Genomic DNA, 23,816 nt, shown 5'->3' with positions numbered 1-23,816 from the left:
GGGTGTCCTCACTTCAGGCCCACGGAGTACACGGAATCAAAGTTCTCCTTGTACTCGTCTTCGGTCAATTCCAGGGTGCCGGATTTCTGCTCACCGTCCAGCGTGCCGCCCGAGGGACCCCACGGGTTGGCAAGGACGATCACCTTTTCGCCGTCGTCGTTGGTCTTGACGTCCGTCACGATGTACGCGTGGTTGGGAACGACGTCGTCGCGCTGGACCTCATCCGACTCCCAGAACCAGTCGAAGTCGTCGTCCTTGACGTCCTGGGTGCCCACTGAGACGGCTTCGCCGTTGCCGAGCTTCTCTTCAATCTCACCCAAATCCAGCTCGCCGTCCTTGTCGGCCGACTCGCCGGTCATCAGTTCCATGGCGTCGTTGCTGAAGCCGCCGTCGATGTCCTCGTAGGAGCCGCCGAGGTGTTCGGCCGCGGCGCGTTCGTAGATCGACATCCAGTTGGGCTGGCCGTCGCCGCCGCGGACACCGTTTTCCGTGGACTTGGCCTCGACAGTGACCTCCACGGGCTTCCCGTCCTCGTACAGGGTGACCTTCCAGTGCGTCGGCGGGTCGCCCACCGGCTGCATGTGTTCCTGCAGGAATTCGTCCAGCCTGCCCTGGCTTTCCAGGGTCTGGGCCACGGATCCGATGCCGGCCAGGAGCCAGCAGTCGCCGATGCTGCCCTGCTGGATGTCGCTGGGATCGCCGGCGTTGGGATCGTTGCGCACGTCGCCCGGGACGTCCTCATCCTCGCCGTCGTTGAGGGGCTCCGGGTCTCCGGGCGGGTTTCCGTCGGGTGTTCCGGAATCGCCGACGCCGGAAGAACCGGAGGAGCGCGAGTCGCCGCCCGTACTGGCTTTGTCCTGTTCGTCCGCGTTGCGCTTCAGCTCCCGGGACTGGCTTTGCAGCTCGGCTGCCACGCGCTTGAGCAGCGGACGGTGTTCGGAATCCCAGGCCTTGCGGAACGTTTCGGCATCCCGGCCGTCCCAGGGCGCCGACGCGATCAGCTTGCCGAGGTTCATGGACAACAGGGTCATCTTGTCGGCGTGCCTGGACATGGTCGTTGCGAGTGTCCGCAGTTGCTCAATGTCCGCGCCGTAGAATCCCGGCATGGTGATCCCCCTGAAATTTTGAAGCGTTGGTCCTTGCCACGATAGGCCGGGCCCGGGAGGTCCCGCCATGGGCAGAACTTCCCGCCCGGGCGTATCCAACAGGTGCTCAGCCCGCGGGGATCTCCTTGGGGTTGCAGTCCGCCGAGGTCACGGGGACCTGCAGGCGCACATACGCCATCCCCTTCGACTCGATGCTGAGGGAGGCGCCGGCGCCGTCTGTGCTGCTGGCAACCATCCAGCCGCCAGGAACCTTGTCGGTTCCGCCGAACGCTTCGAAGCCGTGCTCTTTCAGGACCGGATCCACGGCGTCGAAGACCGCCTGGAATTTCTTCGAAGGCTCCACGATGTCCTCGGGGCTCTTCATATCGGCGAGGTACAGAAAGCAGCTGCCGTCCTTCTTGCGCTGCATGGTGGCCGGATCGCTGACTGTCCAGCTGATGCCGGGCAGCTTCTTCTCCAGCGCGGCTACGACGTCGGTCCGCACGGCGTCATACTTTGCGAAGCTTTCGGCCACGGGCCCCGCGCCTGCGGAAGAGGATGCGGCGCTGCTGGGGGACGGCTGCGGGGTGGCCGTGCTGCAGCCGGCCACCCCGGCGGTTCCCGCCAGCGAAAGGGCTACTGCGAGCTCAAGGCGGCTCCGGCGTCGTACGCGTTTCGCTTGTGTGGTGTCCATGTCTTCCCCCGGTTCCCGCCCGAACAGTCCTACGCGCCATCCTTCCACGGTTCCGCGGGCAGCTGCGATGGGCAGAACAATCCAGGCAAACAAGAAGGAGTCCCTCCCGGGATGGGAGGGACTCCTCGATGCACAGAAACCGGGAAGGACTAGACGCCCAGTTCTTCCTTCAGGGCGGCGACGTGGCCCTGGGCCTTCACCTGGTACTGGGTGAGGACCACGTTGCCCTCGCCGTTGACTACCACGGTGGAGCGGACCAGGCCGTCGACCACTTCGCCGTCCACCAGCTTCTCGCCCCAGGCGCCGTAGGCCAGTGCCACGGCGTGGTTCTCGTCGGAGAGCAGCGGGAAGGTGAGGGCGAATTCGTCGACGAAGCGGGCGATCTTCTCCGGAGCGTCCGGGGAGATGCCGAGGACTTCGTAGCCGGAGCCCTGGAGGCTGGCCAGGCTGTCGCGGAAGTCGCAGGCTTCCGTGGTGCAGCCGGGGGTGGAGGCCTCCGGGTAGAAGTACACGATCACGTTGCGGCCGCGGAAATCGGAGAGCGAAACCTTCTGGCCGGTGGAGTCGAGCAGGGCGAAATCGGGGGCCTGGGTTCCGGCGAGGAGTTTCTGGGTCATGTTGTGATCCTTGACTGGTCGGGTAACCGCCGTGGCCGGCGATCTCTCATACAAATAACGGTCTGCCTAGATGCAGTATTCCGCCGGCCCGCGCACCGTGGACCCGGGTCCGGGCACGAATTGGTAACCGCCACCGCGTACTGTGGCGATGGCGTTGCGGGCTGAGCCCAGCTTGCGCCGGACGCGTCCAACATACACGTCGATCGAACGGAACGCCGCGCCGGGGCAGTCAAGTGACTCCAGGAAGCGTTGCAATTCTTCACGCGGAATGGGACGGGAAAGGTTCTCCACGAGGTAGCGCAGGAGCTTGTGCTCCATGAACGTGAAGGTGACCGGGACGCCGTCGAGCAGCACGGTGTCCGCCGCCAAATCCACGGCCAGGCTTGCGCGCCGGCCGGACAGGGCGATGGGCTGGGCGACGACGCCGGAAGCGGCGCCGTGCCGCAGGTGCAGCTCGGCCTGGGGAGCCAGGCGGCGGGCCCGGGCCAGCACCGCTTCGGCGGCCTTGGCCCAGATCTCGGGGTCGATCTCCTGGCCTTCGAGGGGCTCCACCCAGACGGCCAGGCCGCGGGCCTGGACTCCGGGAGCCAAGCCGGGACGACTGGGAGCCAAGCCGGGACGGTGGCCCGGGTGGGACCCGGCGGTGAGGCCGGGCCGGTGGCCGGCGCGCAGGGCTTGGAGCGCGCCGGCGGGCGGGAGCGAATGGGCGTTGACGGCCATCGCGTCCGCCTTACACGCCGCCGCGGCGGATCAGCTTGCCGCCGGGGGTCTGGCCGTCCACCACCGAGCCCCGCAGGTAGGTCTTGCGGACGACGCCGGACAGCGCCTTGCCGTCGTACGGCGTGATGGGGTTCTTGTGCTTGAGCTTGGTGACGTCCACCACGAACGCTTCGTCCGCGGCGAATACCGAGAAGTCGGCGTCGTAGCCGAGCGCCAGCTGGCCCTTGTTGGACAGGCGGGCCAGGGCGGCGGGCTTGGCCGACATCCAGGAGACGACCTGCTCCAAGGAGATGCCGCGGTGGCGGGCCTCGCTCCAGATCAGGGACAGGCCCAGCTGCAGGGAGGAAACGCCGCCCCACGCCACGGCGAAGTCGCCGTTCTCCAGGTCCTTGAGGTCAAGGGTGGAGGGGGAGTGGTCCGAGACGATGCAGTCGATGGTGCCGTCTTCGAGGCCCTTCCACAGCAGCTCGCGGTTGGAGGCTTCGCGGATGGGCGGGCAGCACTTGTAGGCGGTGGCGCCGTCCGGGATTTCCTCGGCCATCAGGGTGAGGTAGTGGGGGCAGGTCTCCACGGTGAGGTTGACGCCATCGCGCTTGGCCGAGGCGATCATGGGCAGCGCGTCCGAGGAGGACAGGTGCAGGATGTGGGCGCGGGCGCCGGTCCAGCGGGCACGTTCGATGACCTCGGCGATCGCCTTGTTCTCGGCGCCGCGCGGGCGGGAGGCCAGGAAGGTGGCGTAATGGTCGCCGCCCGGGTGCGGGGCGCGGTCGATCGCGTGGGAGTCCTCGGCGTGGACGATCATGAGCGAGTCGAAGGACTTCAGCTCGCGCATGTCCTCTTCCATCTCGTCCGCGTCCAGATGCGGGAACTCGTCCACGCCCGAGTGCAGCAGGAAGCACTTGAAGCCGAACACGCCCTCGTCGTGCAGCGGGCGGAGGTCCGCCTTGTTGCCGGGGATCGCGCCGCCCCAGAATCCGACGTCCACGAACGCCTGGTCCTCGGCCACCTCGCGCTTGAGCTTGAGGCCCTCGACGGTGGTGGTGGGCGGGATGGAGTTCAGCGGCATGTCGATGATGGTGGTGACACCGCCGGCTGCCGCGGCACGGGTGGCGGAGGCGAAGCCTTCCCACTCGGTGCGGCCGGGCTCGTTGACGTGGACGTGGGTGTCCACGAGGCCCGGGATGAGGGTTTCGTCGTCGGCCAGGTCGATGACTTCGGCACCGGCAAGGCCGTTGCCGAGCGGTTCGATGGCGGCGATCACGCCGTTGCGGACGCCGACCTCGCGGGCGGCGATGCCCGCAGTGGTGAGGATCCGCTTGCCGCGAATGACCAGGTCAAAGCTTTCAGACATTGAGAGACTCCTTCGTGCGGGACTCGGCCGCCAGCTGTTCGCCGATGGTCCGTCCCAGCTTCTCGAGCAAGGTTCCTGCTTCCCTTATACATACTTCGACGTCGGATTCAAGACTGGTCAGGGGGAGGACCTGCCGGAATCCGGAGTCGTTTTGCTGCTCCTGGCTCAGGGTGGTCCGGCCGCAGACGGCCACCACGGGAACGCCCGCGGTTTCCGCTGCACGGGCCACGCCCATGGGGGTTTTGCCGAGCAGGCTTTGTTCGTCCAGGCTGCCTTCGCCGGTGACCACCAGGGCGGCGCCGGCCAGTTGTCCGGCGAGCCCGGTGAATTCGAGGACGACGTCGATCCCCGGCCGGCGTGCCGCGCCCAGGACCGCGATGGCGGCGTAGCCCACGCCGCCGGCCGCGCCCGCGCCAGGTGCCTCGGCGGCACGCGCGGCGCGGTCGCCGATTTCTTCGCCGAGGACCTCGACGAAGCGCGCCAGTGCGGCGTCCAGCGCGGTGACGTCCTCCGGCGTCGCGCCCTTCTGCGGACCGAACACCGCCGGGGCGCCGAGCGTCCCGAGGAGGGGATTGTCGACGTCGGACGCCAGCACGAAGCGGCTGGCCTCCAGCCGGACGTCCAGGCCGGAGAAGTCGATGCTGGCGAGGCGGGCCAGCGCACCGCCGCCAGGCGGCAGTTCGTTGCCGTCGGCGTCGAGCAGCCGGGCGCCGAGGCCCTGCAGCACGCCGGCGCCGCCGTCGGTGTTGGCGCTGCCGCCGACGCCGAGGATGATCTTCCGGCAGCCCAGGTCCAGGGCGGCGCGGATGAGTTCGCCGGTGCCGATGCTGTTGGCTTCCTTGGCGGTTTTGCTGCGGTTTTCCGGAAGGAGCGAGCCCTCCGGCAGGAGGGCCAGTCCGGAGGCGGCCGCCATTTCGATGACGGCCTGGTTGCCGCGGACCGCGAAGTCCGCCGTCACCGGTTCGCCGAGCGGTCCGGTGACGGTGGCGCTGCGGCGGGTGAAGCCGGAGCCGACGGCGGCGTCAAGGGTTCCCTCGCCGCCGTCGGCCACTGGAATGAGCGTGGTCTCCAACGTGTCCGCGGCACCCGCCGCGGCGAAACCGGCCGCCAAGCCGTCCGCCACGTGCCGGGCGACCTCGGGCGCGGACAGCGAGCCCTTGAACTTGTCCGGGGCGATGACCACACGCATTCCGTACCTCCTTGTACTTGCTTGTTGTGACTAGTCCAGCAGGGCGATGATCGCGGTGGGGGCGTCCTCGCCGCGCTCGGCCAGCTCTTCGAACTCGTTCACGCCATCGATCTCGACACCCATGGAGATGTTGGTGACCTTCTCCAGGATCACTTCGACCACCACGGGAACCTTGAATTCCTCCATGAGCGCCTTGGCCTTGTCGAAGGCGGCGGGCAGGTCGGAGGGGTTCTCGACGCGCAGGGCCTTGCAGCCCAGGCCTTCGGTGACCTTGACGTGGTCCACGCCGTAGCCGTTGGTCTCCGGGGAGTTGATGTTCTCGAACGCCAGGGAGACGTTCTGTTCCATCTGGAAGCCGCGCTGCGACTGGCGGATCAGGCCCAGGTAGGAGTTGTTCACCACCACGTGGATGTACGGCAGGTTGAACTGCGCGCCCACGGCCAGCTCTTCGATCATGAACTGGAAGTCGTAGTCACCGGAGAGGGCAACAACGGTCTCGCCCGGCTTGCCGCGCACGACGCCGAGGGCGGCCGGAGCGGTCCAGCCCAGGGGGCCTGCCTGGCCGGCGTTGATCCACTTGCGCGGGCCGAAGACGTGCAGCAGCTGCGCGCCGGCGATCTGCGACAGGCCGATGGTGGTCACGTAGGTGGTGTCCTTGCCGAAGGACTTGTTCATCTCTTCGTAGACGCGCTGCGGCTTGATCGGCACGTTCTCGAAATGGGTCTTGCGCTGCAGGGAACCCTTGCGCTTGGTGCAATCGGCAACCCAGCTGGAGTAGTCCGGCAGGCTTGCTGCGGCCTTACGCTCACGGGCGATCTCCAGCAGGCCGTCCAGGGCGGCACCGGCGTCGGACGCGATGCCGAAGTCCGGGGAGAACACGCGGCCGATCTGGGTGGGCTCGATGTCGATGTGCACGAACTTGCGGCCCGCGGTGTAGGTGTCCAGGCCGCCCGTGTGGCGGTTGGCCCAGCGGTTGCCGATGCCGATCACGAAGTCGGAGGCCAGCAGGGTTTCGTTGCCGTAGCGGTGCGAGGTCTGCAGGCCCACCATGCCAGCCATCAGCTGGTGGTCGTCCGGGATGGCGCCCCAGCCCATCAGGGTGGGGATGACCGGAACGTTCAGGATCTCGGCCAGCTCAACCAGCTGCGCGGAGGCGCCGGCGTTGATGATGCCGCCGCCTGCCACGATGAGCGGGCGCTCTGCGGCGGTGAGCATGTCCAGGGCCTTTTCCAGCTGCTTGCGGCTGGCCTTGGGCTTCTCCACGGGGAGTGGCTCGTAGGCGTCGATGTCGAATTCGATCTCGGCCATCTGCACGTCGAAGGGCAGGTCCAGCAGCACGGGGCCCGGGCGGCCGGAGCGCATCAGCTGGAAGGCCTTCTGGAAGGCGCCGGGAACCTGGCCCGGTTCCAGGATGGTCATGGCCATCTTGGTGACCGGCTTGGCGATGGACTCGATGTCCACGGCCTGGAAGTCTTCCTTGTGCAGCTTGGCAACGGGGGCCTGGCCGGTGATGCAGAGCATCGGGATGGAATCGGCCCAGGAGGCGTACAGGCCGGTGACCATGTCGGTTCCGGCGGGGCCGGAGGTGCCGATGCAGACGCCGATGTTGCCGTCCTTGGCGCGGGAGAAGCCGTCGGCCATGTGGCTGGCGCCTTCAACGTGGCGGGCCAGGGTGTGGCGGATTCCGCCGTTGGCGCGCATTGCGGAGTAGAAGGGGTTGATTGCCGCGCCCGGCAGGCCGAACGCCTCGATGGCGCCTTCCTTAACCAGGATGGCCACGGCAGCGTCAACGGTGCGCATCTTTGCCATTTTGTGCTCCTAAAGTCTTTGGGTTTCCGCCGTGTTCGGGGCGGTTTTGGGTGTGTCGGGCTGAGCCGCCGTCGGCTTACGTACGACGGCGGCTTGCCTGTTTTGCTTTGTTGTGTCGCCTAAGTGGGCGGCTGGCTCCCCCGTTGAGTGCTCACTTGTGGTGGGTTTTCCCGCGGAATTCCCGCCACTACTGAGCACTCAACCGGGGGTTGTGTGCCTACTTTCGGCCGCTGAGCTGCAGGACCTGCTTGAAGAGTCCCGAGTGGTCCAGGCCGCCGTCGCCCTGGTTGACGGTGGCGGCGACCAGCTGGGCGACAGCTGCGCCGAGCGGGATGGCGACGTTGGCCTCGCGGGCTGCGGAGGTGACGATGCCCATGTCCTTGTGGTGCAGGGCGAGGCGGAAGCCGGGGTCGAAGTTGCGGTCGAGCATCTTCTGGCCCTTCTGGTCCAGGACCTTGGAGCCGGCCAGGCCGCCGCCGAGGACCTTGAGGGCGGCGTCGGTGTCCACGCCGTAGGCCTCGAGGAAGGCGATGGCTTCGCCGAGGACCTCGATGTTGACGGCCACGATCAGCTGGTTTGCAGCCTTGACGGTCTGGCCGGAGCCGGAGGGGCCCACGTGGACGATGGTCTTGCCGACTGCGTTGAGGACGTCCTGGGCTGCAGCGAAGTCTTCAGCGGAACCGCCCACCATGATGGAGAGGACGGCGTCGATGGCGCCCTGCTCGCCGCCGGAAACCGGGGCGTCCAGCGGGCGGATGCCGGCAGCCTTGGCAGCCTCGGCGAGGCGGACAGCGACGTCGGGGCGGATGGAGGAAGCGTCGATCCACAAGGTGCCCTGCTTGGCGTTGGCGAAAACGCCCTCTTCACCGCTGACCACGCCCTCAACATCGGGGGAGTCCGGCACCATGGTGATGACGACGTCGGCGTCCTTCACGGCGTCGGCGATGCTGCTGGCACCCTTGCCGCCTTCGGAGACGAGCTTCTCGATCTTGTCCTGGCTGCGGTTGAAACCGGTGACGGTGTGGCCGGCCTTGACGAGGTTGATGGCCATGGGCAGGCCCATGATTCCGAGGCCGATGACTGCAACGTTGCTCATTGTGGTTCTCTTTCTGGAAGTCTTTGCTTTTTCTGGCTTGCCCAACTAGCTCGCATTAGTTGTCGTTTTGAGGCTCCATAACGACAACAACTGCTAGTCAGTTGGGCGGAGGGGACGTTTTAGCGCGTGGCGCGTTCGCGGATGGCCCAGGCGAAGGCGGTTTCCTGCGGTTCCTTGTACTCGAGGCCGATGTAGCCTTCGTAACCGAGTTCGCGGCTGCGGGCGATCCATTCCCCGAGCGGGAGTTCGCCGGTGCCGGGGGCGCCGCGGCCGGGGTTGTCGGCGATCTGGATGTGGCCGAAGTCCTTGGCGTGGTTCTCGATGACCGCAGCGACGTCGTCGCCGTTGACGGCCAGGTGGTAGAAGTCAGCGAGCAGCTTGACGTTCCCGACGCCGGATTCTTCCTTGACGCGGGCGATGACGGCCAGGGCGTCGGCTGCCTTGAGGAGCGGGTACTTGGGTGCGCCGCTGACCGGTTCGAGGAGGACGGTGCCGCCGATGCGGGCCACGCCCTGGGCGGCCTTGGCGAGGTTCTCGGCCCCGATGGCGTCCTGCTCTTCGGCGGAGACGCCGTCAACGCGGTTGCCGTAGAGGGCGTTGAATGCCTTGCAGCCAAGGCGCTCGCCGATGCCGGCGACGACGTCGATGTTGTCCTGGAATTCGGAGGAGCGGGCGGGCCAGGAGACCAGGCCGCGGTCGCCGCCGGGCATGTTGCCGGCGTTGAAGTTCAGGCCGGTGAGCTGCACGCCGGCGTCCTTGATGGCGTTCTCGAATTCGGTGACCTGGGCGTCGGTGGGGACGGAGGTGTCGAACGGCCACCAGAACTCGACGGCGTCAAAACCGGCGGCCTTGGCGGCGGCCGGGCGCTCGAGCAGGGGCAGCTCCGTCAGCAGGATGGAGCAGTTCACTGTGTACGTCATCGTAGGTGTCCTTCCGAGGAGGGGCTTTGGATCGTGGTTCCGCTGGGCTTCAGTCTACAGTTTCCGCTTTGTGGAATTTAGATTCTGCTTTATGAAAAGTGTAGGGAAGGTGGGGCGGGGGAGTCAAGGGGAGGGGCGGGTTGGGATACCAAACGTTCGAATGCTACGGCCGAACAGGTGGCCGGTGCGGAGCCAGGCAGGTTGGTATGGGCCGAAGACTCGACCGGCCGCCCGGGGGTACTTGTGAAGTCACGCAGCACTGGCGCGAGCTTCTTGGTCGCGGGGGTGCCAAAGGTCCTGAAAGTTCAATGGCGAGGGTGTGCGCCGCGAAGTCCCGACCTGGCTGGGCACCCCAAGCGCAGCGTGGAGCCAACAGCAGAGGTGGGTTGGGCAAGACAAGAACGAGAGGCCGTCGCTGGAATCGGCCGTAGCAAGAAACCGGGCTGCTTCCCGACATCTTCACTGCAGGTCCGGGGACTAAGCCCCGGAACCCCTACCCTTCGCGCTGGCCCGCCAAGGCTTCCTTGATGCGGTTGCTCGCGTCCGTAAGGGAGGTGTCGCTGATTGAGGCGGCAGCATCGGCGTCGTTCTTGCGTGCTGCGGCGATCAGCTCTTCCTGGTAGTGCCAGAGGGAATCGTCGCCGTCGGCCAGTCGTCCCTGGGCGCCGACGATCTTGTACGCCCGGCACTGCTGCCACAGGGTTTGGATCATCTGCAGAAGCACGGGGTTCCCCGATGCGCCATAAAGGATCGAGAGTATGGCTTCGTCGTGGTCAAGGAGGGCGACCACGCGGCCTTCATTGAAGGCCTCACGCAGCAGAACGTATTCGGCTTCCATCCGGTCGCAGTCTTCTGCCGAGATGTTCAGGCTGCCCAGCCGTGCGGCTTGCGGCTCGAGCATATGCCGCACCTCGTACACGGGGACGAGTTCCTTGAGGGAAATCTCCTTCACGATGACGCCCCTGTGGGGTGCACGCTCGGCCAGGCCGGCCGCCTCCAAGCGGCGGAGCGCCTCACGAACGGGCATGGTGCTCGTTCCTACCTGTTCGGCGAGTTCCTTGAAACGCAGGGGAGTGCCTGCCGCCAGGTCGCCGTTCAGGATCGCTTCGTGAAGCATCGCATAGACCTGGTCGGTCATCGGAGTCGTTTCGATTCGCTTGGAGAGCACCACGGATCAAATATAGCGGTCGGCCCGACGTCCCGCCTGCATATCCGGGCAGTGAGCGGCTTCGCCAGCGGGGCAAGACCCTGGACGCCCTCCAGAATTAAAGTTAGTTTAATTAACATGAAACCAGGCGGGACGCAGAGCCGCTCGTACGACATGAGCAAGCGGGCTTCCTCTGCGGCCGAAACCGGGCGCCGCATCCTCCAGGCGACCCTGGACCTGTTCATGGAAGGACCGCTCGCAAACGTCACGCTGGCTGCCGTCGCCGAGCGCGCGGGCGTCACGGTCCAGACCGTCATCCGGCGCTTCGGCGACCGCACCGCCCTGATCAACGCCACCGCCGAATACTCCGCGGCGAACGTGGCCAGCCAGCGCGATGCCGCACCTGCCGGGGACGTGCCCGCCGCCGTCGGGAACTTGCTGGAACACTACGAGACGACGGCGACCCTCGCCCTGAAGCTGCTTTCCGAGGAAGACGCGTCCCCGGTCCTGGCCCGGATCACCGAGGGCGGGCGGCAGTACCACCGGCAATGGTGCGCACGGGTCTTTGCCCCGTTCCTGGAGGAGCTGCACGGGGCGGACCGTGACCGCCGGCTCGCCCAGTTCGTCGCCCTGTGCGACGTCTACACCTGGAAGCTCCTCCGCCTCGATGCGGGGCTGAGCCGCGACCAGGTCTGCATTTCCCTGCTCGAGATGCTCGAGCCGTTCACCCGGAGCCCCTGATGTCCACCGTCCTCGCCTACACCTCGCCCGCCATTGGCCACCTTTTCCCCATGGTTCCGCTGCTGCTGGAGCTGAAGGCGAGGGGCCACGACGTCCATCTGCGCACGCTGCCCAGCCAGGTCGCCGCGATGCGCGCGCTCGGCTTCCACGCCGCGCCCGTTGACCAACGGCTGCTGGACCTGGAACACCGGGACTACCTCGCCAAGTCAGTCAGGACGGCGCTGGCGTCCAGCGTGGACACCTTCACCTCGCGAGCCCGCCTCGACGCCCCGGACTTCAAAGCGGCCATGGACGACGTCGGCCCGGACCTGCTGCTGCTGGACATCAATGCGTGGGGTGCCGGCACTGTCGCGGAGAACTCCGGCCTTCCGTGGGCCACGGTGAGCCCCTACATCCCGCCGCTCGAATCCAAGGGAACCCCGCCGTTCGGGCCGGGGCTTGCCCCGATGTCCGGACCGCTGGGGAGGGCGCGCGACGCCGTCGTCCGCCGCGTGGTGATTGCCGCCGTCGAGAAGGTGATGATGCCCGGAATCAACCGGACGCGCGCCGAGGCCAGCGGCGGCCGGCTCCCGCCCCTGCGCACCGCGGACGCTTTCTTCCGCCGGGCCCCGCTCATGCTCCTGACCACCGCGGAACCGTTCGAGTACGCCCATCCGGACTGGGGGCCGGAAGTCCGGATGATCGGCGCCCTTTCGTGGGAGCCCTCTGCGGAGTTGCCGGAATGGCTCGACGCGATCGACAAGCCGGCCGTCCTGGTGACCACGTCGTCCGAGTATCAGGCGGACGAGAAACTCGTGCGCATGGCCTTGCAGGGCCTCGCGGATGAGCCGTTCACCGTGGTTGCCACGCTTCCCGCCTCCGGGTCGGAGGGCATCGGTACCGTCCCTGCGAATGCGCGGGTGGAGCGCTTCGTACCGCACGGGCCCGTCCTGGAACGGGCCGCGGTGGCCGTCACGCACGGAGGCATGGGAGCCACCCAGAAGGCGCTCGCCAAGGGCGTGCCGGTGGTGGTGGTCCCGTTCGGCCGTGACCAAAACGAGGTGGCGGCGCGGGTGGTGGCCGCCGACGCCGGTGTCCGGCTCCGTCCCGCAAAGCTCACCCCGGAATCGCTCCGCGCCGCGGTCCGCCAGGCCATCGGCAAGGCCGACGGCGCCCGCCGGGTCGCGGCCGGCTACCTCGCCGCCGGGGGAGCCATGGCGGGGGTGGATGCCTTGGAGGGCCTGCTCCCCGCGCGGCACAAGGGGCAGGCCGGGGCTACCCAGTAAGCCTGATCGGATTTTTCTTCAGGCGCCGCGGGAAACCAGCTGGCGGCGTGAGGCGGCGGTGGGCCGTGCGCTTGGCTTCCTGATGAGGGCAATGGTGAAGGCAGCAGTGGCGATCGCGAAGGTCACAAGCGGTGGTCCGGGGATGAATAGTGCGGCCAGGCCGAGCGCGGCGATGCTTGCGGCCAGTGCAACGATCCCGAAGGGCAGCATCCGGTCCGGCGTCGCCTTGAGCAGCCTGGCCAGCATCCACAGCAGCAGCCCGACGACGAACATCGCAAGGCCCATGGCGAGACTGATGCCCTGGGTCAACGATTCGGCTTGGAGCGAGATCGGGCCGAGTTGAACGTGGGAGGCGCGCATCGCTGCACCCAGTTCGGGATCGCCCGGCAGCGCAAGGTCGAGGATGTCGTGCACGACGCCGGTGAACATCCAGGCGCCGGCACCGACTCGGAATGCTGTCAGCTGCATCAGGACTCCCGGCTGTTGGCTGCCGGCGGTTCGGGCCAGCAGCGGGTGTCGGTGATCTGACGTAGGGTGGCCAATTTGCCGTCCCGCACTGTCAGAACGTGGGCAAAAGGGGATTCCCAGCCGGCGCCGCGGTAGTGCCCGAGTACGAGGACCTCGTTGTCGGCAACGACGAACTTCCGGTCCGGCTCGCATCGCAGCGCGAAGTCGTAAGCGGGGATGCGTCCCCAGACGTTGGCTACCGCAGCCTCCCCGCCGTGGTATTCCCTGGGGCCGGGAAGCGGGAGGCCAGGGCTCAGCTTGAGGACGAAGTCGTCCTGCACAGCATTCAGGATTTCCGCGGGCTGCCTGGCCGTGAGGGCACGGTAGAAATACTCGACGGCGGACAGCACGTCCGGCTTGTAGTCATTTCCGTTGTTGTTCATGGCCCGGACTCTACGCCTGTAGAGGATGCTTGGCAACCCATTTTGTACGCAGGTCTCTACCGGCGTAGAGGACCTCTATACTCTTGGCAATGGAGACATCCGCCCTGTCACGCCGCACCGAGATTGCCGATGCCGCGATCAAAACGCTCGCAAAGGAGGGCATGCGGGGGTTCACCCACCGCGCGGTTGACCGCACCGCCGGGCTGCCCCAGGGGTCGACGTCGTACTACTACCGGACCCGGGCCGCCCTGCTGGACGCACTGGTGCAGCGTCTCGTTGAACTGGACGAGCTGGAGCTGCCGGAACAGCTGAAGGACGTCGAGGATGCGGTCGGTCACATGGCCGGGCTGCTGATCAGTTGGGCGACCGACAACCGGGATCGCCAGATCGCCCGCTACGAGTTGCTCCTGGAGTCGACGCGGCGGCCCGAACTCCGGCCACCACTGGACCGTGCGCGCAAGCAGGTGCAGCTGATGCTCGCCGCTCGTCTTCGCGGAGTCATAGGTCCGGCCGCAGAAGACGTGGTGCGTCAACTCACTGCACCACTGGACGGGTTGCTGATGTACCACGCCACTCTTGCCGTGCCGCCTGACCACGACCAGCTAGCCGGACAGTTGCGCGGCTTGATCGAATGGGCGATCGATTACCAGCGCCCTAACGCGCCTTCCCCGCAGGCACCGGAAGCTCCCTGATCCCGGCGGGGTCGGCCAGGACCCCGGTGAACACGAGCTCCGCGGCGCCGATCATCATGAGGTCCGAGCCGAGGGCGGCGCGGTGGATCCTGGTCTTGTCCGCGGCGCCGTCGAGCGCCTGGGTGCGGAGCAATCCCTCCAATGTGCCGGGCGAGAGCGAGTGGAGGACGCCGAGGAAGCCGTCCAGCACGATCGTGTCCGGGTCGAAGGTGTTGACCGCGTTGCGCAGGGTGATACCCAGGAAACCCAGTTGCCGGGCGGCTTCCGCGGCGAGTTCAGGGCTGTCCTTCGCGCGGAGCGCCTCCTCGAGCTGGGCGGCGTCCCCGCCTTCCAGCCCGGCCAGCTCAAAGAGGGGGGCCTGCGAGACTTCGGTTTCGAGGCATCCGGTGGCACCGCAGTGGCAGGCCTTGCCGTCGGTGCGCACGAAGGTGTGCCCGAGTTCCCCCGCATATCCGGTGGAGCCGCGCAGCAGCGCGCCGTCCGCGATGACGCCGCCGCCGATGCCGCTGGCGCCGCCGTTGAGGTAGACCAGGTTGCCGCGGCCGGCGCCGGCGCCGAAGATCAGCTCGGCCTCGGCGCCCAGCGAGGCGTCGTTGTCCGCGAGGCAGGGGTAGCCGGTGGCTTCGCTCATCATCCGGGCCACGGGTTCGTCCCGCCAGGCCAGGTGCGGGGCATGGCGGACCACGCCGTCCGCCCGGTTGACCAGGCCCGGAACGGCCATCCCGATGCCGGTGATCCGGTAGGAGGCATCAAGCTCCGAGCGCATCCCGGCGATGACGGCGGCGGCGATGTTCACGGCCTCCCTGGCCGTGGGAATCCGCTCCGTGGCGAAGCGGATCTTCTTCTGCACCTGCCCGCCCAGGCTCACCAGCCCAATGGTGACGGCGTCCACCTCGGGATTCACGGCAAGCGCGGCGGTTGACGGATCGGGCCGGACGTCCGGGCTGGGGCGGCCCACCTGCCCTTCGCCGGACGGTGCGCTTTCGTAGACCAGTCCGAGGGCCACGAGCTGGCCCACCAGCGTCCCCACGGTGGACCTGTTCAGGCCCGTCCTCTTGGTCAGCTCCGCCCGGCTGAGGACACCGTGGTGGTGGACCAGGGACGAAATCAGGGCCAGGTTGTTCCGGCGCGACGGATCAAGGTCGCCGGCGGGCGCGGCGGGACGGGCTGTTGCGGACATCATCGCGAGAATATCAGCTGCCAAACACGGCGCGGTCAAGGAATCCGTTGCGGAACTTCCCCTCCGGATCCAGGCGCCCGGCCAGGGCGATGAAGTCGCCGAAGCGCGGGTACAAAGGCGCGACGGCGGCAGCACCGGCGTCGAACAGCTTGCCCCAGTGCGGCCTCGCCGCGAACGGGGCCAGTTCCGCTTCGATCAGCGGAAGGACGGCCTCCACCGCCGGCTGGTCCTGGCGCCAGGTGAAATGCAGGCCGATGCCGTCGCGGCCGTAGTTGGGGCTCAGCCAGAGATTGTCCGCCGCCATGGTGCGGATCTCGCCGACCAGCAGCAGCCGGGTCACAATGTCGGAGAGCCCGCGCATGGTGCGCAGGGCGTCCACGGCATGTTCGCGGGGGATGAAGTATTCGCTCTGGAGTTCGTCGCCCTGGCTCGGGGTGAACTCCATCCTGAAATGCGCCAGCCGCTCGGACCACGGACCGGGAACGCCGAGCTGCTGCGTGCAGTTGCTGCCCGAGACTCCGGGGAGGGGGTGCCGTGCTTCCGTGGCCGGGGCGCCGCCGAAGAATGCCGTCGGGGCCGGTTCCGCGCTGCGCCGCTTGAGCCACGCCTGGCCGATGGTGGTGCCGCTCCAGTCGGTGAACAGGCTGACGCTGTAGGCCGAGGCCGTCACGGCGTCAAAGTCTTCCAGGACCTGCTCCCAGCTGAGGTTCTCGAAGACGTTCTGGGAGACCTCGAAGCCGGGCTCGATGTCCAGGGTCAGCCCGGTGACGATGCCCAGCGCGCCCAGTCCAACCACCATGCCGTCGAAGTCCGGATCGCCGCGGCGGGCGGTGAGGAGGCCGCCGTCCGCGGTGACCATCCGGAGGCCGGCGACGGCGGTGGCGAGGTTGCCGTTCGTGTCACCGGAGCCGTGGGTCGCCGTCGCCACCGCTCCCGCGACGGAAATGTGGGGGAGCGAGGCCAGGTTGTGGAGGGCGAAGCCCTGGCGCTGCAGTTCCGTGGCGAGGGTTCCGTAGCGGGTGCCGCCGCTGACCGTGACCGTCATGGCGTCCGCGTCGATGCTGATGCCGGGCTCGAAGCGGTCCAGCACCGCGAGGGTTCCCACGGTGTCCGCGATGGCGTTGAAGGAATGCCGGGAGCCGAGCGCCCGGATGTGCTGCGCGCCGGCTACGAGGTCCTGGAGTTCGGCAACGTTCTCCGGGTGGGCGATCCGCGGTGCTTGGTAGCCGTAGTTCCGGGCCCAGTTGCGTTCGGCTACCAGTTGATCAGTCACGGTGGAATCCTTCGTCCGGGGCTTGGGGCATGTATTTGATGTCATCAACAACATAACAGCGTCGGCGGCTTCAGGCTAGAGGTTTCCTCGCCGCCGCCCGCTCACCTTCCGCGCGGGATTCCCGGACAAAAGTGGTTGACATCATGGAAATCCATAATATGTTGGTTAGCAGAACAATTCAGTTCACCAAGCCCGCCTCAAGCAACCCGGAGCACTCAATGACGATTCAGCCCACCCGTGAAGACAAGTTCTCCTTCGGTCTGTGGACCGTGGGATGGGAGGCCCAGGACCAGTTCGGTTCCGCCACCCGTCCGCCGCTGGACACCGTGGAAGCCGTCAACCGGCTCAGCGACCTTGGCGCGTACGGCATCACCTTCCATGACAACGACCTCTTCCCCTTCGGCTGCTCGGCGGCCGACCGCCAGCGCGAGATCGACCGCCTGCAGGGTGCCCTGAAATCCACCGGGATGGTCGTCCCGATGGTCACCACCAACCTGTTCAGCCACCCGGTCTTCAAGGACGGCGGTTTCACCAGCAACGACCGCGGCGTCCGCCGCTTTGCCCTGCGCAAGGTGTTGGACAACATTGACCTCGCCGCAGAGCTCGGCGCCGAGACCTTCGTGATGTGGGGCGGTCGCGAAGGCAGCGAGTACGACGCAGCCAAGGACATCCGCGGTGCCTTGGAACGCTACCGCGAGGCCGTGAACCTCCTTGGCGACTACGTCACGGACAAGGGCTACAACATCCGCTTCGCCATCGAACCGAAGCCGAACGAACCCCGTGGCGACATCCTCCTGCCTACCCTCGGCCACGCCCTGGCGTTCATCGAGACACTGGAACGCCCCGAACTGGTGGGCATCAACCCGGAGACCGGCCACGAGCAGATGGCGGGCCTGAACTTCACCCACGGCATCGCCCAGGCCCTGTACCAGGGCAAGCTTTTCCACATCGACCTCAACGGCCAGCGCAGCATCAAGTTCGACCAGGACCTGGTGTTCGGCCACGGCGACCTGCAGAACGCCTTCTCCCTGGTGGACCTGCTCGAAAACGGCGGCCCCGACGGCGGCCCGGCCTACGACGGTCCGCGCCACTTTGACTACAAGCCGAGCCGCACCGAGGACATCGATGGCGTGTGGGACTCCGCGGCTGCGAACATGCAGACCTACCTGCTCCTGAAGGAACGCGCCAAGGCCTTCCGCGCCGACCCCGAGGTCCAGGCCGCCCTCGAGGCGTCCCGCGTCTCCGAAATCAACGAGCCCACCCTGAACCCGGGCGAAGGCTACGAGCAGCTCCGCGCGGACAGGTCCTCCTACGAGGACTTCGACGCCGACGCCTACTTCGGCGGCAAGGGCTTCGGCTTCGTGAAGCTCCAGCAGCTCTTCATCGAGCACCTCCTCGGAGCCCGCTGATCCCGTGGCGGCAGATCCGATGAACCTGGTTGCCGGCGTCGATTCCTCTACCCAGAGCTGCAAAGTGGTGGTCCTGGACGCGGACAGCGGCGCGTTGGTCCGCGAGGGACGTGCGAGCCATCCGGAGGGCACGGAAATCCATCCGGAGGAGTGGTGGCGGGCGCTTTCCGAAGCGTTCGACGACGCCGGTGGCCTGCCGGATGTCAGCGCCCTGTCTGTCGGGGGCCAGCAGCACGGCATGGTGCTGCTGGACCGCGACGGCAGGGTGATCCGCCCGGCCCTGCTGTGGAACGATACCCGTTCGGCGGGCGCCGCGGCGGACCTCACCGCCGAAGTGGGGGCGGAGGACTTCGCCCGGCGCACCGGCCTGGTGCCCGTGGCCTCCTTCACCATCACCAAGGTCCGCTGGATCCGGGACAACGAGCCGGAAAGCCTGGCCAGGGTGGCCGCCGTCGCGCTGCCCCATGACTGGCTCAGCTGGCGGCTGCGCGGTTACGGTCCGGCGGGCTCCAGCCCGCTGGGGCCGGATCTGGACGCCCTCACCACGGACCGCTCGGACGCCAGCGGCACCGGGTACTGGAGCCCGCTGACCGGTCGCTACGACCTGGAGCTGTTCAAGCTCGCCTTCGGCCAGGACGCCCGGGAAGCCGTTCCCGACGGCGGCGACGCGGCCGGCGTCGTAATCCTGCCCCGGGTGCTGGGTCCCGGTGACCGCGCCGGCCGGGTCCATCCCGATTGTTTCGGCGGTGCCCCGCTGGGCGGCACCGCAGGAATCCCGGCCGACGGAATTCTGCTGGGCGCGGGGGCAGGTGACAATGCCGCCGCGGCGCTCGGCCTGGGGGCGAGGGCCGGCGACGTCGTTGTGTCCGTCGGTACCAGCGGCACCGTGTTCGCCGTCGACACTTCGCCCGGACAGGACGCCAGCGGTACCGTGGCCGGCTTCGCGGACGCCGGCGGCGAGTACCTGCCGATCACCGTGACCCTGAACGCCGCCCGCGTGCTCAGCTCCGTTGCCGGAATGCTCGACGTCGACTTCGACGAACTCTCCCGGCTCGCCCTGGAGGCGGAACCGGGCGCCGGCGGCGTGGTGCTCGTGCCGTACTTCGAGGGGGAGCGGACCCCCAACCTGCCCCACGCGAATGCGAGCTTCCACGGGCTCAGCATCGCCTCCACCACCCGGCCGAACATCGCCCGGGCAGCCATCGAAGGCATGCTGTGCGGACTCGCCAGCGGGCTCGAGGCGCTGCGTGGGCAGGGCCTCAGTGCCGAACGGCTGCTGCTGATCGGCGGGGCCGTGCAGAATCCCGCCGTGCAGCGGATCGCGGCCCAGGTGTTCGAGCTTCCCGTCGTGGTGCCGAGCCCGGGCGAGTACGTTGCCCGGGGCGCCGCGGTGCAGGCGGCGTGGGCGCTCGCAGGGGAACGGCCGGACTGGCCCGTGGCCCTCGAGGTCGCGCCGGCGCCGGATTTCCGGCCAGGGATCCTGGCGAACTACGCGAAAGCGGCGGCGCTTGTTGCCCTTGGTACTGGTGGCGAGTAGCCGCGCGGCCTAGTAAGCCCTCTGGCCCGTTGCGGAATTGCCCGCCCATGGGCCCTCCCTGAAGGATGATGGAGGCCACCACGTCCCCAATCCGCTCCCGGAGGGCCCATGCCTCATCCACCGACGCACGCAACAGTCGGAAAGCACGCTGCCGGACGGGTGGGCGACGTCCGCCGGCAGAACCTGGCGCTCGTCCTTGGCGGAATCCACAGGAACGGCGGGGTGACGCGCGCCCGGCTTGCCGCCGACATCGGACTGACCAAGGCCTCGGTCTCCAGCCTCGTGGCGGACCTGCTTGGGGCGGGCCTGGTGCGGGAAGACAGCATTGCCCGGGACGGTGAACGCGGGCGGCCGGGGACGGGGCTGGTGCTCAACCCGGCCCGTGGTGCGCTCGCCGCCGAAATCAGCGTGGACCACCTGGCCGTCGGGGTGCTGGACCTCGCCGGGGACCTGTTGTTCCAGGAAAGCGTCGAACGCCGCAACCGCGGAAGCGCGCCCGCGGACCTCCTGCCGCTCCTCGTGGAGATGACCGGACGGGCGGCAATCGCGGCAGCGGCCTCCGGCGTCGAACTTCTTGGCGGGGAACTGACGGTTCCGGGACTCGTGGACGCCGAGCGGAACATGGTGCTCGCCGCCCCCAACCTGGGCTGGACCGGCGTCGACCTCTCAACGGAACTTCCCGGGCTCCTGCCGGGCGCGCCGTTCGGAGTATCGCTCTCGAACGAGGCGAACAGCGCAGCGCTCGCCGAACTCTGGCACGGCCATGGCGCCACTTTCAGCGACTTCCTCTACGTTTCGGGAGAGGTCGGGGTAGGCGGCGGCCTGGTCATCGATTCCCGGCTTTACGCCGGCCCGCAGGGACATGCCGGCGAGATCGGGCACATGGTGGTGCATCCCGACGGACCGCGGTGCGCGTGCGGAGGGCGCGGCTGCCTTGAGGCCTTCGCCGGCCAGGACGCCATATATTCCGCGGCCGGCATAGAGCAGGAGGGCCGCCGGATGGAGCGGCTCCTGGAGCGGCTGGCCGACGGCGACGAGGGCGCCGTATCAGCCGTGGAGCGGGCCGGGCAATATCTCGGAATCGCGGTGGCTTCGACGGCTCGGGTGGCGAACATTTCCGCCGTGGTCCTCGGCGGGCACTTCGCCGCGCTCGAGGACTGGATCGCTCCGGCTCTGTGCCGGAGCCTGGAACGCTATGCGCCCGGACTCATCCCGGCCGGGAATGTGGCGTTCTCCGGACTGGGGCAGACGGCGGCGCTTGTCGGCGCCGCCGCCACCACAGTGCGGAGAATCCTCGGGCGTCCCTACGAGCTGATTTCCTGACCGCCGCCAACGGGAACCCCGGCCGCGAGCGCTGCCAACTCCACCGGCTCCGGCCGCGCCACCGTGCTCGTGATGGCCACCGCCGCTCCGCTGTGTGCGGAGGCGAGCACCGATTCCATGACCTCGAGCGCGTGGAAGGCCAGTTGGCCGCCCGCGCGCGGCTCCGATCCGGCGGGCGTCGCGGCGAGGTCGGCGATGCCGAAGCCGCGGCCCGAGTCGAGGTAGCCCGCCGAGACGGGAAGGGTCTGCCAGGTGTCGGCGCCGAGTGCGAAAAGCTCCACGTCGCCGTCGAAATGGTTCGGATCCGGCACAGCGAGGGTGCCGAGCGAGCCGTGGACCTCGATGTTGGCCGACTTCGACTTGACCGCGTCGAAGCTCATGAACAGCGTGGACAGGGCTCCGGAGGCGTGGACCAGGACGCCGGTGACGTGCGAATCGATGCCCACCGGGATCACCTCGCCCTCCCGCGGGCCCGAGCCGATCACGCGTTCCGGGCGGGTGTGGCTTGCCGCGCCGACCACCGAAACCACCGGGCCGAGCAGCGTGACCAGGGCGCTGACGTAATACGGGCCCATGTCCAGCAGGGGCCCGCCGCCGGGCTGGTAATAGAAGTCCGGGTTCGGGTGCCAGCGCTCGTGCCCCGGGGTGACCATGGTGGCGGTGGCCGAGATCGGGGAACCGATCAGTCCGTCGTCGATCGCCTTCCGGGCAGTCTGGATCCCGGTGCCGAGCACGGTGTCGGGCGCGCAGCCGACCACGACGCCGGCCTCCCGCGCGGCGTCGAGGACCCGCCGGGCCTCCGCGGTGGTCGCCGCAAGCGGCTTCTCCCCGTACACGCTCTTTCCAGCGGCGATCGCCTGCAGCGCGATCGGCCCGTGCGCCGCCGGGATGGTCAGGTTCAGGACGAGTTCGACGTCGTCCGCCGCCAGGAGCTCGTCCACGGACAGGGCGCGGACGCCTTCGTACGAATCGGCCACCGCCTGCGCCCGGGCAAAGTCCAGGTCGGCGACGGCGACCAGTTCGATGGCGTCGAGCCGGCGGAAGTTCGTGAGGTACTGGGCGATGATGGCGCCGCAGCCGATGATTCCGACCTTTAGCGGCTTGCCTGTGTTCAGCGGCTTGCCCATAGCATGCCCCTTTCGATGATCGTGCGGACGTTGGCGTCCTGGAGGATTTCCACGCGGTGTCCGGGGGTGGCGACAAAGATCCGGCCCTTGGCCCATTGCCGGGTCCAGATCGCGGGGGAGGTGACTTCGCGGTTCCACTGGTCCCAGTCCCGGACTTTCTGGGTGGTGGTGGCGAGGACGTCGATGTAGTCGTCGGCGAGGACCCAGTACTGTTCGGTGACCAGTTCGAAGTCGCCGATGCCTTCGGTGATGGGGTGGTTCGCCGCTGCCGGGAGCATGTTCACCGTGTGCGGCACGTAGTTGTCCGACATCCCGCCGGTGCGTTCGTCCGGGTGCTTGCCGGGGTGGCAGGCGAACTGGCCGCCGATCATGTGCAAGTAGTCCGAGGTGTTCCGGTAGGAATCGGCGATCCCGCCGTGCCAGCCGGCCAGGCCGGTGCCGTTCTCGACGGCGGTGCGCAGGCCTTCGAACTCGTCCTTCTCGATGGTGGACATCGTCACGCACTGCACGATCAGGTCCACCCCGGCCATGTATTCCGTATCGGCATATACCTTGGGGGATTCCTCCACCCGCACTTCGTAGCCATTCTCTTTCAGGAATGGAATGAACAGTTCGGTGGCCTCGGTGGGCTGGTGGCCGTCCCAGCCGCCGCGCACCACCAGGGCGGTCTTTGTGTCAGTCATGGTTTCCTTTGCTTTTGAAAGTGAGGTACGACGGCGGCCCCGCGGCTGCGGTGCGGCCGTCACCGGCTGCTGCTGAAGGCGGCGTCGAACGCCGCGGCGGGCGGTGCGATGCGGGCGAGTTCCTTCACCATGGCGAGGGACTGCGGGGCGCCGATGAGGCGGTCCATGCCGGCGTCCTCCCATTCGACGCTGGCGGGTCCCTCATAGCCGATCGCATTCAGGGTGCGGAAGATCGGTTCCCAGTTCACGTCGCCGTGCCCGGCGGTGACGAAGTCCCAGCCGCGGCGGGGATCCGCCCACGGCAGGTGCGAGCCGAGCCGGCCGTTGCGGCCGTTGAGCTGCCGCACGGATTCCTTGACGTGCACGTGGAAGATCTTGTCCGCGAAGTCCTGGAGGAACATCACCGGGTCCAGGTCCTGCCAGATGAAGTGCGAGGGGTCGAAGTTCAGCCCGAAGGCCTCCCGGTGGCCGATCGCTTCCAGGGTCCGCTTGGCGGTCCAGTAGTCGTAGGCGATCTCGGACGGATGGACTTCCAGCGCGAAGCGGACTCCCTCCTCGTCGAACACATCCAGGATCGGGTTCCAGCGGTCCGCGAAATCCTGGTAGCCCCGCTCGATCATTCCCGTCGACGCCGGCGGGAACATGGCCACGGCCTTCCAGATCGAGGATCCGGTGAACCCGGTGACAGTCCGGACGCCGAGACGTGAGGCGGCCCGCGCGGTGGCCTTCATCGTCTCCGCCGCGCGCTGCCGCACGCCTTCGGCGTCGCCGTCGCCCCACACTTGCTCCGGGAGGATGTCCCGGTGCCGCTCATCGATCGGGTCATCGCACACTGCCTGGCCCGTGAGGTGGTTGGCGATCGCGAAGACCTCCAGCCCGTTGCGTTTGAGGATATCCAGCCGGTCCTGGACGTAGGCGTCGTCGGTGGCTGCGCGGACGGGGTCGAGGTGGTCGCCCCAGCAGGCGATCTCGAGCCCGTCGAAGCCCCACTCCCCGGCGAGCCGTGCGACGTCTTCGAAGGGCAGGTCGGCCCACTGGCCGGTGAACAGGGTGATCGCTCGTGCCATG

The 23,816-nt window shown here is 67.9% G+C and carries 23 protein-coding genes; 6 read left to right on the top strand and 17 right to left on the bottom strand.

What is annotated here, in order from left to right; all coding sequences use genetic code 11:
- Nucleotides 1-8: 8 nt before the first annotated feature.
- The 10 genes from D3654_RS15935 to D3654_RS15890 all read right to left on the bottom strand — a co-directional run bounded on the left by D3654_RS15935 (nt 9) and on the right by D3654_RS15890 (nt 10,652).
- A complete protein-coding gene (locus tag D3654_RS15935; RefSeq protein WP_162943761.1) occupies nt 9-1,106 on the bottom strand; it encodes a C2 family cysteine protease in 1,098 nt (365 codons plus the stop codon).
- A gap of 106 nt (nt 1,107-1,212) precedes the next feature.
- Nucleotides 1,213-1,779: a hypothetical protein gene (locus tag D3654_RS15930; RefSeq protein WP_120522474.1), complete on the bottom strand. Its 567-nt coding sequence runs from the start codon at nt 1,777-1,779 to the stop codon at nt 1,213-1,215.
- Nucleotides 1,780-1,928: 149 nt separating this feature from the next.
- On the bottom strand, nt 1,929-2,396 hold the full coding sequence (bcp, locus tag D3654_RS15925; RefSeq protein WP_120522437.1) for a thioredoxin-dependent thiol peroxidase: 468 nt from the start codon (nt 2,394-2,396) through the stop codon (nt 1,929-1,931).
- Nucleotides 2,397-2,462: 66 nt separating this feature from the next.
- Nucleotides 2,463-3,116 carry a winged helix-turn-helix domain-containing protein gene (locus tag D3654_RS15920; RefSeq protein WP_120522436.1) on the bottom strand — a complete coding sequence of 218 codons (654 nt, stop codon included), beginning with the start codon at nt 3,114-3,116 and terminating at the stop codon, nt 2,463-2,465.
- 10 nt (nt 3,117-3,126) lie between these two features.
- Nucleotides 3,127-4,467: an allantoinase AllB gene (gene allB, locus D3654_RS15915; protein ID WP_120522435.1), complete on the bottom strand. Its 1,341-nt coding sequence runs from the start codon at nt 4,465-4,467 to the stop codon at nt 3,127-3,129.
- Nucleotides 4,460-5,656, bottom strand: coding sequence for a glycerate kinase (locus D3654_RS15910; protein ID WP_120522434.1), 1,197 nt, complete (start codon nt 5,654-5,656; stop codon nt 4,460-4,462). The genes allB and D3654_RS15910 overlap by 8 nt, the downstream gene beginning before the upstream one ends.
- 30 nt (nt 5,657-5,686) lie before the next feature.
- Nucleotides 5,687-7,465, bottom strand: coding sequence for a glyoxylate carboligase (gene gcl / locus D3654_RS15905; protein WP_120522433.1), 1,779 nt, complete (start codon nt 7,463-7,465; stop codon nt 5,687-5,689).
- A gap of 217 nt (nt 7,466-7,682) precedes the next feature.
- A complete protein-coding gene (locus D3654_RS15900) occupies nt 7,683-8,606 on the bottom strand; it encodes a 2-hydroxy-3-oxopropionate reductase (RefSeq protein WP_280960124.1) in 924 nt (307 codons plus the stop codon).
- 74 nt (nt 8,607-8,680) lie between these two features.
- Complete coding sequence (locus D3654_RS15895) at nt 8,681-9,481, bottom strand: hydroxypyruvate isomerase family protein (protein WP_120522431.1); 801 nt, start codon at nt 9,479-9,481, stop codon at nt 8,681-8,683.
- A gap of 493 nt (nt 9,482-9,974) precedes the next feature.
- A complete protein-coding gene (locus D3654_RS15890; RefSeq protein ID WP_205571832.1) occupies nt 9,975-10,652 on the bottom strand; it encodes a GntR family transcriptional regulator in 678 nt (225 codons plus the stop codon).
- A 114-nt stretch (nt 10,653-10,766) separates the two neighbouring features.
- On the opposite strand from D3654_RS15890, the gene D3654_RS15885 reads away from it, so the two are divergent.
- Nucleotides 10,767-11,369 carry a TetR/AcrR family transcriptional regulator gene (locus tag D3654_RS15885; RefSeq protein ID WP_120522429.1) on the top strand — a complete coding sequence of 201 codons (603 nt, stop codon included), beginning with the start codon at nt 10,767-10,769 and terminating at the stop codon, nt 11,367-11,369.
- Nucleotides 11,369-12,634 carry a glycosyltransferase gene (locus D3654_RS15880; protein ID WP_120522428.1) on the top strand — a complete coding sequence of 422 codons (1,266 nt, stop codon included), beginning with the start codon at nt 11,369-11,371 and terminating at the stop codon, nt 12,632-12,634. Before D3654_RS15885 ends, D3654_RS15880 begins: the two co-directional genes overlap by 1 nt.
- An 18-nt stretch (nt 12,635-12,652) precedes the next feature.
- Here D3654_RS15880 and D3654_RS15875 read toward each other — a convergent pair whose 3' ends face one another.
- Both D3654_RS15875 and D3654_RS15870 read right to left on the bottom strand, forming a co-directional pair.
- On the bottom strand, nt 12,653-13,102 hold the full coding sequence (locus D3654_RS15875) for an LIC_13387 family protein (RefSeq protein WP_120522427.1): 450 nt from the start codon (nt 13,100-13,102) through the stop codon (nt 12,653-12,655).
- Nucleotides 13,102-13,524 (bottom strand): nuclear transport factor 2 family protein, encoded by a 423-nt coding sequence (locus D3654_RS15870; protein ID WP_120522426.1) that lies wholly within the window; start codon nt 13,522-13,524, stop codon nt 13,102-13,104. The genes D3654_RS15875 and D3654_RS15870 overlap by 1 nt, the downstream gene beginning before the upstream one ends.
- Nucleotides 13,525-13,613: 89 nt before the next feature.
- Here D3654_RS15870 and D3654_RS15865 point away from each other — a divergent pair, with 89 nt between their 5' ends.
- The gene (locus D3654_RS15865) at nt 13,614-14,216 is read left to right on the top strand and encodes a TetR/AcrR family transcriptional regulator (protein WP_120522425.1); all 603 of its coding nucleotides are present in this window, start codon (nt 13,614-13,616) and stop codon (nt 14,214-14,216) included.
- Here the strand turns inward: D3654_RS15865 and D3654_RS15860 are convergent.
- Together D3654_RS15860 and D3654_RS15855 are read right to left on the bottom strand one after the other, a co-directional pair.
- The gene (locus D3654_RS15860; protein ID WP_120522424.1) at nt 14,179-15,399 is read right to left on the bottom strand and encodes an ROK family transcriptional regulator; all 1,221 of its coding nucleotides are present in this window, start codon (nt 15,397-15,399) and stop codon (nt 14,179-14,181) included. The two genes, D3654_RS15865 and D3654_RS15860, sit on opposite strands and share 38 nt — an antisense overlap.
- A gap of 10 nt (nt 15,400-15,409) precedes the next feature.
- Nucleotides 15,410-16,714, bottom strand: a complete 1,305-nt coding sequence (locus D3654_RS15855) for an FAD-binding protein (protein ID WP_120522473.1) — start codon at nt 16,712-16,714, stop codon at nt 15,410-15,412.
- Nucleotides 16,715-16,887: 173 nt separating this feature from the next.
- Here D3654_RS15855 and xylA point away from each other — a divergent pair, with 173 nt between their 5' ends.
- From xylA to D3654_RS15840, 3 genes are all read left to right on the top strand, one after another.
- Nucleotides 16,888-18,078, top strand: coding sequence for a xylose isomerase (gene xylA / locus D3654_RS15850; RefSeq protein ID WP_120522423.1), 1,191 nt, complete (start codon nt 16,888-16,890; stop codon nt 18,076-18,078).
- Between the two features lie 19 nt (nt 18,079-18,097).
- Nucleotides 18,098-19,615: a xylulokinase gene (gene xylB, locus D3654_RS15845; protein WP_120522422.1), complete on the top strand. Its 1,518-nt coding sequence runs from the start codon at nt 18,098-18,100 to the stop codon at nt 19,613-19,615.
- A gap of 108 nt (nt 19,616-19,723) precedes the next feature.
- Complete coding sequence (locus tag D3654_RS15840) at nt 19,724-20,938, top strand: ROK family transcriptional regulator (protein ID WP_120522421.1); 1,215 nt, start codon at nt 19,724-19,726, stop codon at nt 20,936-20,938.
- On the opposite strand, the gene D3654_RS15835 is transcribed toward D3654_RS15840, so the two are convergent.
- From D3654_RS15835 to D3654_RS15825, 3 genes are read right to left on the bottom strand one after another with little or no spacing between them, the layout of a single operon-like run.
- On the bottom strand, nt 20,920-22,065 hold the full coding sequence (locus D3654_RS15835) for a Gfo/Idh/MocA family protein (RefSeq protein WP_120522420.1): 1,146 nt from the start codon (nt 22,063-22,065) through the stop codon (nt 20,920-20,922). The two genes, D3654_RS15840 and D3654_RS15835, sit on opposite strands and share 19 nt — an antisense overlap.
- The gene (locus D3654_RS15830; RefSeq protein WP_120522419.1) at nt 22,050-22,748 is read right to left on the bottom strand and encodes a ThuA domain-containing protein; all 699 of its coding nucleotides are present in this window, start codon (nt 22,746-22,748) and stop codon (nt 22,050-22,052) included. The genes D3654_RS15835 and D3654_RS15830 overlap by 16 nt, the downstream gene beginning before the upstream one ends.
- Before the next feature lie 59 nt (nt 22,749-22,807).
- Complete coding sequence (locus D3654_RS15825) at nt 22,808-23,815, bottom strand: sugar phosphate isomerase/epimerase family protein (protein ID WP_120522418.1); 1,008 nt, start codon at nt 23,813-23,815, stop codon at nt 22,808-22,810.
- Between the last annotated feature and the right edge of the window lies 1 nt (nt 23,816).

Origin of the sequence: Arthrobacter celericrescens (genome assembly GCF_003614925.1) — a bacterium.
In the GTDB taxonomy this organism is placed as follows: Bacteria; Actinomycetota; Actinomycetes; order Actinomycetales; family Micrococcaceae; genus Arthrobacter; species Arthrobacter celericrescens.
The sequence above is the reverse complement of the archived record's forward strand: the minus strand, read 5'-3'. Positions and strand labels throughout refer to the sequence as shown.

Coding starts and splice junctions, on each gene's coding strand:
- D3654_RS15860 (WP_120522424.1), bottom strand. CDS start 15,399: ATGATGTCCGCAACAGCCCGTCCCGCCGCGCCCGCCGGCGACCTTGAT.
- D3654_RS15885 (WP_120522429.1), top strand. CDS start 10,767: ATGAAACCAGGCGGGACGCAGAGCCGCTCGTACGACATGAGCAAGCGG.
- D3654_RS15935 (WP_162943761.1), bottom strand. CDS start 1,106: ATGCCGGGATTCTACGGCGCGGACATTGAGCAACTGCGGACACTCGCA.
- D3654_RS15830 (WP_120522419.1), bottom strand. CDS start 22,748: ATGACTGACACAAAGACCGCCCTGGTGGTGCGCGGCGGCTGGGACGGC.
- D3654_RS15875 (WP_120522427.1), bottom strand. CDS start 13,102: ATGCAGCTGACAGCATTCCGAGTCGGTGCCGGCGCCTGGATGTTCACC.
- xylA (WP_120522423.1), top strand. CDS start 16,888: ATGACGATTCAGCCCACCCGTGAAGACAAGTTCTCCTTCGGTCTGTGG.
- D3654_RS15825 (WP_120522418.1), bottom strand. CDS start 23,815: ATGGCACGAGCGATCACCCTGTTCACCGGCCAGTGGGCCGACCTGCCC.
- D3654_RS15895 (WP_120522431.1), bottom strand. CDS start 9,481: ATGACGTACACAGTGAACTGCTCCATCCTGCTGACGGAGCTGCCCCTG.
- D3654_RS15855 (WP_120522473.1), bottom strand. CDS start 16,714: ATGACATCAAATACATGCCCCAAGCCCCGGACGAAGGATTCCACCGTG.
- D3654_RS15870 (WP_120522426.1), bottom strand. CDS start 13,524: ATGAACAACAACGGAAATGACTACAAGCCGGACGTGCTGTCCGCCGTC.
- bcp (WP_120522437.1), bottom strand. CDS start 2,396: ATGACCCAGAAACTCCTCGCCGGAACCCAGGCCCCCGATTTCGCCCTG.
- D3654_RS15920 (WP_120522436.1), bottom strand. CDS start 3,116: ATGGCCGTCAACGCCCATTCGCTCCCGCCCGCCGGCGCGCTCCAAGCC.
- D3654_RS15835 (WP_120522420.1), bottom strand. CDS start 22,065: ATGGGCAAGCCGCTGAACACAGGCAAGCCGCTAAAGGTCGGAATCATC.
- D3654_RS15910 (WP_120522434.1), bottom strand. CDS start 5,656: ATGCGTGTGGTCATCGCCCCGGACAAGTTCAAGGGCTCGCTGTCCGCG.
- D3654_RS15930 (WP_120522474.1), bottom strand. CDS start 1,779: ATGGACACCACACAAGCGAAACGCGTACGACGCCGGAGCCGCCTTGAG.
- D3654_RS15840 (WP_120522421.1), top strand. CDS start 19,724: ATGCCTCATCCACCGACGCACGCAACAGTCGGAAAGCACGCTGCCGGA.
- D3654_RS15865 (WP_120522425.1), top strand. CDS start 13,614: ATGGAGACATCCGCCCTGTCACGCCGCACCGAGATTGCCGATGCCGCG.
- D3654_RS15880 (WP_120522428.1), top strand. CDS start 11,369: ATGTCCACCGTCCTCGCCTACACCTCGCCCGCCATTGGCCACCTTTTC.
- xylB (WP_120522422.1), top strand. CDS start 18,098: ATGAACCTGGTTGCCGGCGTCGATTCCTCTACCCAGAGCTGCAAAGTG.
- gcl (WP_120522433.1), bottom strand. CDS start 7,465: ATGGCAAAGATGCGCACCGTTGACGCTGCCGTGGCCATCCTGGTTAAG.
- allB (WP_120522435.1), bottom strand. CDS start 4,467: ATGTCTGAAAGCTTTGACCTGGTCATTCGCGGCAAGCGGATCCTCACC.